The organism is Undibacterium paludis (assembly GCF_022568815.1).
In the GTDB taxonomy this organism is placed as follows: Bacteria; Pseudomonadota; Gammaproteobacteria; order Burkholderiales; family Burkholderiaceae_D; genus Undibacterium.
The window spans coordinates 46,616-59,879 of sequence record NZ_JAKZHX010000007.1 but is presented as its reverse complement, the minus strand read 5'-3'; the positions used below and the strand labels follow the sequence as shown (position 1 = coordinate 59,879).

The window sequence follows — 13,264 nt, the reverse complement described above, 5'->3', positions numbered from 1 at the left end:
AGCAATGAGCAAGCTGCAAATTGATGCACTGGTGTTGGGGGCAGGGCCGGCGGGCTCTGCTTTTGCCTTGAACCTGGCACCATTTCAAAAAGTGCTGATGGTGGATGTGGCGCCAGGCAGTCATCTTGCCGGGGCAGGTTTTCGCATAGGTGAATCGCTGCCTGCGGCAGCAGGGAAACTCCTGGCTGACATGGGTTTGTACGAAGAATTTGTACAGCAAGGCCATCTGCCTGCACGACTCAATACCAGCAACTGGGGCGGCGAGAATACCGTCGAACAGGACTCCATGCGCAATCTCGACGGTCATGGCTGGTATCTTGACCGCCTGCGTTTTGATGCCTGGCTGCAGGAGGTGGCGCAAGGCCGTGGAGCAGCTCTGCTCAGGCAAGCCAGGCTGGCGTCATTTCAAGCTGCAAGAGAAAATCCGGAATGGTGGGATGTCCTGCTTGAGGTGCAGGGAAAAAACGTGCATATTGAAACAAAAATGCTGATCGATGCCAGCGGCAGAAAGTCTCTGCTGACCAGGCAGCAGGGCATAGCCCGCAAGGTGCTGGACAAACTGGTGTGCAGCTGGGTTGCAGGGGTGGACTGTGATCGTGATGACAGTGATAGCGCCGGTGTCAGCCATATTTGTGCGGAAGAGGGCGGCTGGTGGTATACCTCCTCACTGCCAGGGCGTGGACGTATCGTAGGATTTTATACCGATGCTGACTTGCCGCAAGCCGGGCAATGCAGCCATCAGACTGGCTTATTGCAGCGACTGAACAGCAACATCGCGTTGACGGTCTATCTGCAAGAGCAAGGGTTTGTACCCGGAAATCACCATGGTTTTTGTGCTGCGCACAGCGCCATGCCTGATAGCGTTGCCGGCACCAACTGGCTGGCTGTCGGTGATGCGGCACTGAGTTTTGATCCCCTGTCTTCGCAAGGCATATTCAACGCCCTGTACACCGGCCTGGCTGCGGCAGAGGCCGTGTCGCATTATGATGCGGCTGCACAGGCAGATTATGCAGCCGAGCTGGCATCCATACAGGCTGCCTACCTGCAACACCTGAAGGTCTGGTACCAGCAGGAACAACGCTGGGCTGAGCAACCATTCTGGCAACGCCGTAACGCTTCCTTAATGACTGCATGAATTTCTCTGACGCAAAATTGTAAGCAGACGTGAAGCGTCTGTGGGCATTAAAACCCCTGGGCTAGAATTGTCGCTTTCTTTGCTTGGGATGATCTCGGTGTCTTATTTCCTGCGATGCGTATTGCTGTCCATGCTCTTGTTGCTCACTGCCTGCTCCAAAACAGAATATGCCGATACTCTGGAACCTGATGCGCTGATGAAACTGGTTTTCAAAGGCTGGCAGAAGGAGGGACAACATTCCATTGTCAAGCCGCCTGTGCTGAAAATCCGGGATGGAGACATTTCAGGGAAAGGGATGGAACTGGCGCCGCTCAAGGTCTTCAAACTCGCCGAAAACATGGCTATTATGCTGGTCAGGGCGACACCGACCAGCGTGGATCAGGTCAGCCGTGATGTACTGGCAGCCTACTGGTTCAAGCGTGATGACAAAAAATGGTCGCTCGAAGCCAGGCAGGATGAGATTGATACCCTGCTTTCCAAACATGAAATCAAACAGATAAAACTTGTGGACCTGGCGACGACTACGCAGGGTTTATTGCTGGAATATGGCGGTTATGAACATCAGGAAAAAAGCAATTGGACGAGGCTGTACAAACTGGGGCAACACCAGCTCACCAGCATGCTCGCTGAAAACCAGGATTTTCTATCCAGTATAAATGCGTTCAATAATGCAGACTGCCTGGCGCGCATGAAAAAAGGGTTGGGTAAGCCAGAGCATCTGCGTCTGAATGACAGGGATGGCAAGTTCGGTAACTGCCTGGATATTAAAGTCAAACTGCAGATCAAACCAGGCAAGACATTGCCAGGCGATATAGTATTGAGTTCAAGCGCCAGGATGGTGGAGTACCATGAGATAGCCGGGGAGGACGCTGCCAGTAACGAAGGTGGTGACACCTCAACCATCTACGACATCATTCCTGGTACAAAGCAGGCGGGCATGGTTTTTCGTTATGATGAGGCGAAAGCCAAATATCAATTGATCAGCGGTAGTAAAACCTTTTTGCCTGACTGGTACCGTGAATAGGACTGCGTCAACCCGGTTCCAAAACCGGGTTGACAGACTGCTTGTGATCAAACAGCGTCCAGTGCAGATTGCAGATCTTGCCTTAAATCTTCCACATCTTCTATACCCACAGACAGGCGTATGAAGGCGTCGGTGATTCCCAGTTTAGCCCTTTGTTCTGCCGGTATGGTGGCATGCGTCATGATCGCTGGATGTTCGATCAGGCTTTCTATGCCGCCCAGACTTTCAGCCAGGGCGAACACTTCACAACGTTCGAGGAAGCGCCGTGCGCCTGCCAGGTCGGTATCAAGTTCGATGGAGATGATGCCGCCAAAACCATCCATCTGCTTTTTCGCCAATGCATGTTGCGGGTGGCTTTCCAGACCCGGGTAGTAGACTTTCTTGACCTTGGGCTGTTTTTCCAGCCAGCGTGCCAGTTCCAGGCCATTGGCGTTATGGCGCTCTATGCGGATATTGAGTGTCTTGATACCACGCAGGGCGAGAAAGCTGTCGAAGGGGCCTGCGATGGCACCAACCGAGTTCTGCAAAAAGCCCAGGCGTTCGCGCCATTCTGCCTGATGTGGTTCGCCACCAACAATGGCGATGCCGCCGATGATGTCGGAGTGACCGTTCAGGTATTTGGTCATTGAATGCACGACGATATCAAAACCCAGTTCCAGCGGGCGCTGTACCTTGGGGCTGGCAAAGGTATTGTCGGCCACGGCGATGATGTTGTGTTCACGGCAGATTTTTGCAATGGCGCGCAAGTCTGCCAGCTTCAGCATGGGGTTGGTTGGTGTTTCCACCCACAGCATCTTCGTGTCCGGGCGTATGGCGGCCAGCACTTCTCCCGGCTTGGTCATGTCCACATAAGTGAACTGTAAACCGGCGCTGCGTTTGCGTACGCGTTCAAACAGGCGATAGCTGCCGCCATACATGTCGTCACCGGCGATGATATGGGCGCCACTGTCGACAATTTCGAGCACTGTGGCAATCGCGGCCAGGCCGGAGGCAAAGGCAAACGCCTGTGCTCCACTTTCAAGATCAGCGACTGCACGTTCGAGCGCCCAGCGCGTGGGGTTGTGCGAGCGGCCATAATCAAGGCCTTTGTGCACGCCAGGGCTGTCCTGCACGAAGGTTGATGTCGCATAAATTGGCGGCATGATGGCGCCGGTCACCGGGTCAGGGAATTGCCCGGCGTGGATGACTCGGGTACCAAAGGCTTGCGGGTGGGTAGGCTTCTTGTATTCGGGATAGCTCATGAAAGTGTCCTGCGCATATGGTTAAGAAGGTCAAAGCGGGTAATCAGGCCATAAAACTGCTTTTCAGGTTTGTTGGCGGCGATGATGGCAACCAGGCCGCGATCCAGTATGCTGCGCAAAGCGGCAATGCTGGCGTCCGGCGCCAGGGTTTCTATCTGGCTGGTCATGGTGCTTTCTACGGCGCTGCGGAACAGGCTGGCATCGGCAGATACTTTCAACAACAGGTCTGATTCATCAATAATACCGATAATCGCGCCATCACGTATGACAGGCAGTTGTGAGATATCGGCACTGCGCATGCGGTTGAAAGCCACCATCAGGGTGTCGCTGGCATTGACGCTGATCACGCCGCCTTCATCGAAGCGACGGCTGATGATGTCGCGCAGGTCGCCATAGTTTTTTCGCTTGAGCAGGCCCTGGTCTGTCATCCAGTTATCGTTATATACCTTGGACAGATAGCGTGTACCAGTGTCGCAGACAAAAGTGACTACGCGTTTGGGCGCGGTCTGGGCGCGGCAATAGCGCAGTGCTGCCGCGAGCAGGGTACCCGTCGAAGAACCAGCCAGTATGCCTTCGGCGCGCAGCAATTCACGCGCTGTGCCAAAGCTTTCGGCATCGTCGATGGTATAGGCATGTTTGACAGAACGCATGTCGGCAATGCCAGGGATGAAGTCTTCGCCTATTCCTTCAACGGCCCAGGAGCCGCTGACTTCATTGACATGGCCTGTTTCTATGTACTCTGCCAGTATCGAACCTTTTGGGTCAGCCAAAACGAATTCCAGCCCAGGCTGGACTTTGTTGAAATAGCGCGTCAGGCCGGTCAGCGTACCGGCAGAGCCTACACCAACGACGATGGCGTCAAGCTTGTGGTCAGTCTGCGCCCAGATTTCCGGTCCTGTCGTGGTTTCATGCGCGAGCGGATTGGCAGGATTATTGAACTGGTCGGCAAAGAAGGAGCCGGGAATATCCCTGGCCAGGCGTGCGGCATAGTCCTGGTAATACTCAGGATGACCCTTGCCGACATCGGAGCGAGTGATGTGAACTTCTGCCCCCATGGCTTTCAGGTGCAGGATTTTTTCTGTAGACATCTTGTCCGGCACCACCAGCACCACGCGGTAACCTTTGGCGCGCGCTACCAATGCCAGGCCCAGGCCGGTATTGCCAGCCGTTGCTTCGATGACGGTACCGCCTGCCTGCAGGTGGCCTTCGCGTTCTGCCGTTTCTATCATGGAGCGGCCTATGCGGTCCTTGATGGAGCCACCCGGGTTTTGCGATTCCAGTTTGAGGAATAATTCACATGGCCCTGTGTCAAAGCGGGTAACCTTGACCATGGGGGTATTGCCAATCAGCGCAAGTACTGCGGGATCAGTTTGTTTTGTCATTATTACTTACTCCAGGCTGTACATCATTCATACATGACTGGCTGTCTTTGGTTGAAGAGGCCGTCATGCTAGCGATACCGGCTGGTAAGCCGGAAGGAATTTTTCCGTCTATGTATATGCAAAAAATGCTGATGCTTCGAGTCAGACAGGGTTTTGAATCTGGTGGACTGTCACAGTGAAGATCGGAGTGCTTGCCATGCGCCCGACGATCATGGCAGCGTTGCAAATGCTCGCGACAGGCATGCTATCACTGCGCTTATTGATCAACACCTTGTCTTGCCCTGATATACCGGGCACATGTCCTGCACTCTCGATTCCACTATTACAGTCCGCCAGTTGCTGCCAGGAAGCAAAGTGTATTCGCATGGTCATAGTATAGACGTTTTGGCTATCAATGACTTATCTAAAAGACTAATCATTCTATTAATGTAATTGGTGGCCGTGCCGGTATGGTAAGCAGGTTATTTATGGTAGGGCTTGATTGGGTGAAAAGGAAGGTGGCAAGAAATATAAATGCCGCCCTGGGGCGGCATCAAAGTGGGGGACAGTGCTACGTTAAAACGTGCCCGGTTGGGACGAGCCGCTTTTCTTTTATTATGAAAAACAAGTTTAATGCATAGTCTTTTAATTCTGCGCCGCATCCTCCTGATGATGGAAGGGGGCGAACCAGCATACCGCAAATGAGGGGATGGTTGCCAGCATCACGAAGATGAAATAATTTGTATAGCCCAATAATTGCTGCAAGTGACCACTGATGACGCCAGTGAGCATCATGCACAGCCCCATCAGGCCGGTGCCGAAGGCATAGTGTGTCGTTGTGTATTTACCGGGCGCCAGTTGCTGCATCAGGTAGATCATGAAGCCGACAGAACCAAAGCCAAAGAAGAATTTTTCGACAGCCACGCCGGCAGTGATCAGCCATAGGCTTTCCGGCTGGAAGACGCTCATCAGCAGGAAGCTGGCATTGGGTATGTTCACTGCACAGCATAGTATGAACAGGCTGGGGCGCAAGCCGCGTTTTGCCACGAACCAGCCACCCAGCAATGAGCCCAGCAAGACGGCAATCAGGCCATACGTGCCATAAGTCAGGCCCAGCAACTCATTCGATAAACCCAGGCCGCCTTTGGTAACGGGATCCACCATGAAGAAAGGCCCGATTTTTTCCAGGAAACCTATGCTGAGCCTGAACAGAAAGGCGAAGGCTATCATCATCCAGACGTCGCGCTTCTGGAAAAAAGTGACGAAAGAGTCGCGCAATATGTACAGTGCTTCACCGACGTTTTTCGGTGTGTTTTCTGCCCTGGCACCGTCTGGCATGGTACGCAAATGCCAACCTGCCATCAGGGCAATGATGGCTGCCACGATCAGGAAGATAACGCGCCAGGCATCCATCCAGTCGGCACCAAATACCTTGGGATCGTGATGGAAAAAATCCGTATGCAGTTTACCACTTAAAAACACCAGGCCACCCGCGGCAACGATGGGGCCGATGTTCCAGCTCAGGCTCTGTATGCCACAGTAGAGAGATTGCATTTTGCTGTCGAGTGAGGTGACATACACACCATCGGCTGCAATATCCATGGTTGCTCCAAGAAAGGATATAAACCAGAACAAGGCCATCAATATCATCATGTAGCCTGGCAGCGACATGACCAGAGCGACACCGACAAAACCCACGGCGATAGCCAGTTGTGCACAGATGACAAAGAATTTTTTGGTCTTGTACATTTCTACGAAAGACGCAAACACGGGTTTGATGGTGTAAGCAAGGATCAGGTAACTTGCATATTCTGCCGCCTTGCCATTATCCATTCCCATGTTCTTGAACATGATGGCGCTGACATTGGTCAGCATCATATAGGCCAGCGCCATGGTGAAATAGGTGGTTGGCACCCAGAACAGCGGCGTTTTTCTGGCCGGGCTGGCTGACATGGTGATTTCTGTCTCGGTTATCATGGTTAGCACGCTTCTTTTAAGTGGGCGGCACACCTGTCCATTTTCATCTTGACGCAAGCCCTGCTGCGGGCGATGAATTTCTACGCTAACCGTATGTAATGCTGCATGCTTCGCTGCCGTGTACTGCCAGTTAGTAAGTGGTCAGGCTGTCTCATCAATCGTTCTATTTATTCAGTTCTCATATTTTCATGTTTATGAAAACCTTTTCAAACGAAGGATAGCATGATTTTTTTCAGCATTACATCAGATTGGCGGGAAAACTTAAAAATAATTGGAAAAAATTTCTCCTTCCTATACAGACTATGCCTTGAACATCAGTATTGGTAAGGCTTACAACATACTTCCAGACGTCCTTCATTAAAATTGGCAAGTGTGGCTAGATCTGAAAAAAAACAAATCATTCAGCACGATATCTTATGTGATGTGAAAATGATTTCACATCTGGGCCTGAATTTGTCTTGGAATAAATGTGCCTATAGAGATCGTGCCTGTATTTGGGGAAGCATAAAACGTCAACAGGACAAAATGTTTGACAGGTATGAGCGTTGACAGCGGGAAATCCAAGTGATAAATTCTGAATTTGAAAACGTTTTCACTAAGTGAGTCGATTTTTTTACAAAATAGATTGCAAACAGATAATGAGAATATTTTCAATTTGCCGGGGTTTTTAGAAGGCTATTTTTTTTTGCATTAAATTGAAAACGATTTCACTGAAGTTGAGGGAGCCTCAAAAAATACTGAACCAGGGACACGGGTGTGCCTGGTTGGCGTACTGCCAGGCATTCATCACCGTGCATACCAGGTGGAGCCTAATTTGTGATTCTGCTGAGATTTTTCAGTGATTCAAAGTAAAGCGACATGCATTGCCAGACGGCATTTCAGGTAAATCCAGAGCACCAAATTGAACATACAATGAATATCATCCAGACAAATACCATGAAAAATCCTCAAACGATGCCTGAATTTCCGACTGCATTTAGCTGGGGTGTCGCTACCAGTGCCTACCAGATTGAAGGGGCCGCTGATGTCGACGGACGCGGACCATCCATCTGGGATACTTTTACCCATACTGCTGGCACCATCATTGATGGCAGTACCGGTGATGTCGCCTGCGATCATTATCATCGTTATGTTGATGATGTCGCCATTATTGCTGACCTGGGGCTGAAGGCTTATCGTTTCTCTGTATCCTGGTCGCGCGTGCAGCCACTTGGCTACGGTGACTGGAATGAAAAAGGTTTTGCATTTTATGCCAGCCTGCTTGATCAACTGGAAAAGCATGGTATCGCAGCACACCTGACACTGTATCACTGGGATTTGCCGCAGGGCTTGCAGGACAGGGGGGGGTGGCTTAATCGTGAAACGACCTTGCGCTTTGCTGAGTATGCAGCAGAAATTGCACACCGCTTTGGTCACCGGGTTGTCAGCATCGCGACCCATAATGAACCCTGGTGTACTGCCAACCTGGGCTATGGCAATGCCCAGTTTGCGCCGGGCGTTGCTGACACTGCGCTGGCTGCACAGGTATCGCATCATTTATTGTTGTCGCATGGACTGGCCTTGCAAGCCATGCGCGCACAGAATTGCCCGGCCAAACTGGGCATAGTGCTGAACCAGTGGCCAGCCATGCCTGCCACGGACAAGGCGGCTGATGTCGCTGAGGCGGAATGGGAATATGCACGTTCTGTCCAATGGTTCATGGACCCGATATTCAAAGGCAGTTATCCCCAAAAAGCCCTGGATCGTATGGACCTCAGCCGGTTTCATGTGCATGCCGAAGATATGGAGATAATACGCCAGTCCCTCGATTTCCTTGGTGTGAATTATTATTTCCGGGCCTTTGTCAGCACCGATAATCCGCCCAAGCAGCCAGAAGGAAAGCTGGGGTTCTCCGACATGGGCTGGGAAGTTTATCCTTCTGGCCTGACCGATTTGCTGCTCAAACTGCATGCTGAATATGAGAACCTGCCACCAATCTACATCACGGAAAATGGCATGGCTGTTGCCGACAAAATGGAAGATGGCAAGATCCATGACGAGCAAAGAATCGCTTACCTGAAAATGCACCTGCAAGCCTTGCATGAAGCCATGCGTTGTGGCGTCAATGTACAAGGTTACTTTTACTGGAGCCTGCTCGATAATTTTGAATGGAACTCAGGGTATGCCAAACGTTTTGGCCTGGTGCATGTCGACTATGAGACTCAGCAACGCACCTTGAAGGAGAGCGCACACTGGTACCGTGATTTTGTCAGTAAGCAACCGCAGGCGAAGTGAAATCCTGAATATTTCTCCAGTAAAAAAAAGGAATAGTCATATGCCGCTTTTCCTGTTAATTTCAGATTTTCACAAAAACGAAAACCTGATTTTTATATGGATGAAAAACCTGAAGAGGTAGATGAGCTGGAATGTGCACAACATGGCAAGGCGTATACGACTTATGTATGTGAGCACCTGATAGCTAATCCCGTGCAAAAGTGGCATTGTGATTACCCCGATGCTGAAAACCACTGGCCGGATGCATGGTGTGCAATATGTGATGCACATTATAAGGAAGAAGGTGAATGGAATGAGCGCAATGAAGGTCTGGTACCTATTAAATTGCTTTGCCATGTTTGCTATGAAGATGCTCGCTCTGCCAGCTTGGACAGGATAGAGGGAACTGCACTCGCTACATGGAATAATTTTCTTGATACCTGTTACGAAGATTTGCAAAAGAAAACTGATCAGTTGAACCGGGAGTTTGACCTGGGTTCTCATCAGCGATATGACTGGGACCAGGCAAAAGGGGAACTGGTCTTTTCCAATAATGGCATAGCAGCTGTCGTTGCCAAGATAGACTTCATAGGTTCCTATTCATCCAAGACGGGCACATGGCTATGGGCCTGGGCAAATTTCCATTTGCTTGAAAATGTAAGAACGAGTGTTCGGGCAGTACGTGAGTTTGGTGAACGGTGCGATTACCCGTGCTTGACTACACCTAAGTGGGCCGCTGAAGAAGTGAATGCCTGGGAGATGGCTGCAGTTGCAGTCCACGTACTGAATGCCAGAGGTATTTACCGCAGTCCACACGATGGAGGGGCAAGTTTTTTACTGATACGTGAAATCTCAAAAGCCTAAAATGACGACGATGAGATGTCTGGAGCGCATTTGTACTTGCGCCCCAGACAGAGACGATTATTTATAAATGCCGCAACCGATCAGTACATCACCTACACGTTCAATGTAAGTTGATTTGGGTTCCATTTGCTTGGTAGTCGGGTTTGGCCATTTGTAGTCAACCCAGCCATGGCCAGTCTTGCTGTTGGCAACATCGAGAAAACTTTTCACGATGGGCATGCCGTCGGCATCTTTTAATTCCAGCAGGTTTTTCCCTACCATTTTGGCATTCGCGCCGTGGGCACGGTTGATGCCGTCACCGTTGGTGTTATAGACAAATACATATAAATCCTTATTAACGAACTGACCGCTGGGGTTGTTGAATTCGGCATAGGCTTTTTCCTTGCCGTTTTCTTTCAGGTAGGCGGCCGCTTTTTTCACCAGCGCTATCGCTTCATCAGCAGTCCCTTTGTCGGCCGCCTGTGCCAATTGGCCGGATGCCATGAAGAAAAAGCCTACACATGCCAGCATGACTCTGATGAATTGTCGCATCGTGATCTCCTATTGTTGAAATGATATTGCAAAACCGGGAAAGACAGAATTGAGGTCACTTCATTCTAATCACGAATTTACGGAATGCAATGTTTGGTGTTTCAGCCTTTGTTAAACAATGCTAAACAAATAAGCTGTACAACAACTAGCGTGCATGCGCATAGGTATTCTTGCTCACGACAAATAAAAAAACCGCCGTGGCGGTTTTTTTATTTGTTGCTGTGTTGCTGTATTGCTGCCTCTGATCTGAATCTTGCTTCTCAATTAGAAATCAATGCCGACATTGAAACCTATCGTGCGCGGTGGCAGGTATTGTGCCTGCCACAGGCCATTGGCATTCATGGCGCTGGTCTTGATTTTATTGTCGCTGACATTACGGACAAAGAAATCGGCATACCAGTTGGTTTTTCCGCTTGACTGATAACGCAGGCCCAGGTCGGCACGACCATAGGCTTCCTGCTTGTCGCCATCACCATAATTGAACACACTGAGCCAGGTATCGGTCTCGTAATGCAGGCTGATACGCGGTGTCAGAGTACCCTGATCGAGATGGAAGGTATGCTGATACATGACCTGGGCAGAGAACTTGGGTGTATGTGGCATCGTGTTGTTGGAGACATCCAGGCAATTGCTGATGCCGGGGATTTTGCAGGCAGGCAGTGCATAATCATTGGAGCCGCCGATCAGGTTGCCCAGCGTGGCCTTGGCAAGTGCAAGGGTGATTTGCAGCTTGTCATCCTTGCTCAGTTTTGCTGCCAGTTCTGATTCGAAACCATACACAGTGGCGCCGTCTGCATTGGAGGTTTGCAGGCCGCGTGTACCGTCTGGTGCAGTTACCGGCGCACTGAACTGGAAGTCCTTGAACTTGCCATAGTACAGGGCGTTGTTCAAACGGATTGTGCCCCCCATCAAACTGCTCTTGGTACCGATCTCGAAATTGGTCAGGGTTTCCGGGCCATAGGTTTTGCCACCATCCTGCAATCCACCAGACTTGTAACCGGTAGAAATACTACCGTAAATCATATTGTCTTTATCGATATCGTGAGATAGGCGTAGCAGGCCGGTCATCTTGCTGCCACTGTAACTGCCGTCATTGAAGGAGTAGGCAGCAAAGTTGGAATTGGGCGATGCAGGATCGACATTGGGTGTAATTGCCGACTGACTCAGTTCAGGTTTGCCTGAAAATCCGTAGCCACGGCCGCCGACATTGGTGCGCTTGTCTGAAGTAAAACGCAGGCCACCGGTGAAATGCGTACTGCTGCTGAGGTTCCAGGTTGCCTGGCCAAATGCGGCGGCGGTTTCCACAGTCTCCTTCGGCTGGATGAAGGATCCCTGCCAGCCCACTGTACCCTGGTAGGTGCCGTTCAGGATGGGGATGTCAAAGCGTATGTCATTGGTTTCGGAGCCGTAATACAGGCCCAGTTGCCAGTCAACTTCACGTGTCCCGACTGATTGCAGCTCAACTTCATGACTGAAGTTCTTGTAGTTGGATGAGACTGTGTTATTCGCCTGCATGCTGCCGCCCGAGGTAAAGCTGGTCGGTACATTGGCGCCGCCGTCCTGGTCAAAACGGGAAGATCCGCTGAATTTCGAATAGCCGCCGATATAGGTCAATTGCATGTTTTTATCGATCGCATACTCTATCCGTCCACGGATGGAATCCGTATCACGCTGCAGGTAGGGAGCAGTATCGATCAGTGCAGACCAATGGCTCGTACCTGGTCTTGGATTTTGCAGCAGGTTCATTGACGGCGTGCCCCGGTCTATGAACTTTTCGTAGGACAGGTCGATCCTGGTAGCTGCATTTGGCTTCCACAACATGCTGATACGGGCTGCACTCTGATCCTGGGCGCCATATTTAGGGCCATCCTGAACAAACAGGGCGTAGTTGATCGGCTGGAAGTTGACGACCGTCCCGCCGTTTTTCAGATAGGTGGCAAATGCCGCTTTCTGGCTGTCGAGTGATAGTGTGGGTGGCGTCTGGTAATCGACATAACCATCATGTTTTTCATGCACAAAAGCAAAGCGCAGGGCAAATTCATCACTGACCGGGATATTGAAAGCGCCGCGTGTACCAAAACGTTTGTAACTGCCCAGCCCCCCCTCGAGATTACCTGAGCTTTCACCTATCTTGGCCTTGGTGGTTTGCATATTGACTGCGCCGACTGTGGCATTGCGCCCCCACAACGTGCCTTGCGGGCCACGCAGGACTTCTATACCTTCCAGGTCAAACAGCAGGGAGGTCGCACCTTCCGGGCGCGGGGCATAGATGCCATCGATGAACAAGGCTACTTCAGGGTCGGCGTATTCGGTTTTCGCGCTGTCGTTACCAATACCACGCATGGTCATGGTGATGACGCCATGGTCACCCTGTCCTGTAGCCTGGAAGCCTGGCACGAGGTTGACGACGTCCTGCACATTTTGTACATGCGCATCTTCAAGTGCGGCGGCGTTGATGGCGGTAATGGCAACCGGGGTGCGTTGCAGTGAAGTGGCACGTTTGGTGCCGGTCACGATTACTTCGGAGATGGTAGCACTATTGCTATCTGCCTTGTTTTGCGCCTGGGCTGATGGTGCCGGTGGCTGCGTCTGACTTTGAGCCTGGGCAGCGCCCATGCTGGCAATCAAGGTAAATATCGCCAACTGTATAGGGGTGCCTGCGACCTTCCGGGTCGCCAGATTACGGATTTTCATATGTCTCCTGTTGCAGGTTAGTGTGGTTTGAATTCCGCGTTTTTCTTTGAAAACGTTTTCTTATGGGTTCTTGGTGCGGCATTGCCTTGAAACCGTTTTCATATTACATAAATTTTCAATTTTGTGTCAAATATAAAATGGTAACGTTTTCAAATTGTTGTAATATGAGTCGAAACCTGCTTCA

At 50.9% G+C, this 13,264-nt stretch carries 9 protein-coding genes; 4 read left to right on the top strand and 5 right to left on the bottom strand.

Features of this window, described 5'->3' with window-relative positions; translation table 11 throughout:
• The first annotated feature begins 4 nt into the window (after nt 1-4).
• Both LZ463_RS13000 and LZ463_RS12995 read left to right on the top strand, forming a co-directional pair.
• On the top strand, nt 5-1,135 hold the full coding sequence (locus tag LZ463_RS13000; protein ID WP_241456177.1) for a tryptophan 7-halogenase: 1,131 nt from the start codon (nt 5-7) through the stop codon (nt 1,133-1,135).
• A 130-nt stretch (nt 1,136-1,265) separates the two neighbouring features.
• Nucleotides 1,266-2,159: a hypothetical protein gene (locus tag LZ463_RS12995; protein ID WP_241456176.1), complete on the top strand. Its 894-nt coding sequence runs from the start codon at nt 1,266-1,268 to the stop codon at nt 2,157-2,159.
• A gap of 47 nt (nt 2,160-2,206) precedes the next feature.
• Here the strand turns inward: LZ463_RS12995 and LZ463_RS12990 are convergent, their stop codons facing one another.
• The 3 genes from LZ463_RS12990 to LZ463_RS12980 all read right to left on the bottom strand — a co-directional run bounded on the left by LZ463_RS12990 (nt 2,207) and on the right by LZ463_RS12980 (nt 6,738).
• A complete protein-coding gene (locus LZ463_RS12990; protein ID WP_241456174.1) occupies nt 2,207-3,400 on the bottom strand; it encodes a trans-sulfuration enzyme family protein in 1,194 nt (397 codons plus the stop codon).
• Nucleotides 3,397-4,782 (bottom strand): pyridoxal-phosphate dependent enzyme, encoded by a 1,386-nt coding sequence (locus LZ463_RS12985; protein ID WP_241456173.1) that lies wholly within the window; start codon nt 4,780-4,782, stop codon nt 3,397-3,399. Before LZ463_RS12985 ends, LZ463_RS12990 begins: the two co-directional genes overlap by 4 nt.
• Nucleotides 4,783-5,406: 624 nt before the next feature.
• Entirely contained in the window at nt 5,407-6,738 is a 1,332-nt protein-coding gene (locus LZ463_RS12980) for an MFS transporter (protein WP_241456172.1), read from the bottom strand.
• A gap of 936 nt (nt 6,739-7,674) precedes the next feature.
• On the opposite strand from LZ463_RS12980, the gene LZ463_RS12975 reads away from it, so the two are divergent.
• The gene (locus LZ463_RS12975; protein WP_241456171.1) at nt 7,675-9,012 is read left to right on the top strand and encodes a GH1 family beta-glucosidase; all 1,338 of its coding nucleotides are present in this window, start codon (nt 7,675-7,677) and stop codon (nt 9,010-9,012) included.
• A gap of 96 nt (nt 9,013-9,108) precedes the next feature.
• On the top strand, nt 9,109-9,855 hold the full coding sequence (locus LZ463_RS12970; RefSeq protein WP_241456170.1) for a DUF6882 domain-containing protein: 747 nt from the start codon (nt 9,109-9,111) through the stop codon (nt 9,853-9,855).
• A 57-nt stretch (nt 9,856-9,912) separates the two neighbouring features.
• Here the strand turns inward: LZ463_RS12970 and LZ463_RS12965 are convergent, their stop codons facing one another.
• Nucleotides 9,913-10,386 (bottom strand): cache domain-containing protein, encoded by a 474-nt coding sequence (locus tag LZ463_RS12965; protein ID WP_241456169.1) that lies wholly within the window; start codon nt 10,384-10,386, stop codon nt 9,913-9,915.
• 264 nt (nt 10,387-10,650) lie between these two features.
• Entirely contained in the window at nt 10,651-13,080 is a 2,430-nt protein-coding gene (locus LZ463_RS12960) for a TonB-dependent receptor (RefSeq protein ID WP_241456168.1), read from the bottom strand.
• Between the last annotated feature and the right edge of the window lie 184 nt (nt 13,081-13,264).

What these genes read in the sequence shown, in the direction of transcription:
- LZ463_RS13000 (WP_241456177.1), top strand. Translation starts at nt 5, where the DNA reads ATGAGCAAGCTGCAAATTGATGCACTGGTGTTGGGGGCAGGGCCGGCG.
- LZ463_RS12970 (WP_241456170.1), top strand. Translation starts at nt 9,109, where the DNA reads ATGGATGAAAAACCTGAAGAGGTAGATGAGCTGGAATGTGCACAACAT.
- LZ463_RS12995 (WP_241456176.1), top strand. Translation starts at nt 1,266, where the DNA reads ATGCTCTTGTTGCTCACTGCCTGCTCCAAAACAGAATATGCCGATACT.
- LZ463_RS12990 (WP_241456174.1), bottom strand. Translation starts at nt 3,400, where the DNA reads ATGAGCTATCCCGAATACAAGAAGCCTACCCACCCGCAAGCCTTTGGT.
- LZ463_RS12980 (WP_241456172.1), bottom strand. Translation starts at nt 6,738, where the DNA reads ATGATAACCGAGACAGAAATCACCATGTCAGCCAGCCCGGCCAGAAAA.
- LZ463_RS12965 (WP_241456169.1), bottom strand. Translation starts at nt 10,386, where the DNA reads ATGCGACAATTCATCAGAGTCATGCTGGCATGTGTAGGCTTTTTCTTC.
- LZ463_RS12975 (WP_241456171.1), top strand. Translation starts at nt 7,675, where the DNA reads ATGAAAAATCCTCAAACGATGCCTGAATTTCCGACTGCATTTAGCTGG.
- LZ463_RS12960 (WP_241456168.1), bottom strand. Translation starts at nt 13,080, where the DNA reads ATGAAAATCCGTAATCTGGCGACCCGGAAGGTCGCAGGCACCCCTATA.
- LZ463_RS12985 (WP_241456173.1), bottom strand. Translation starts at nt 4,782, where the DNA reads ATGACAAAACAAACTGATCCCGCAGTACTTGCGCTGATTGGCAATACC.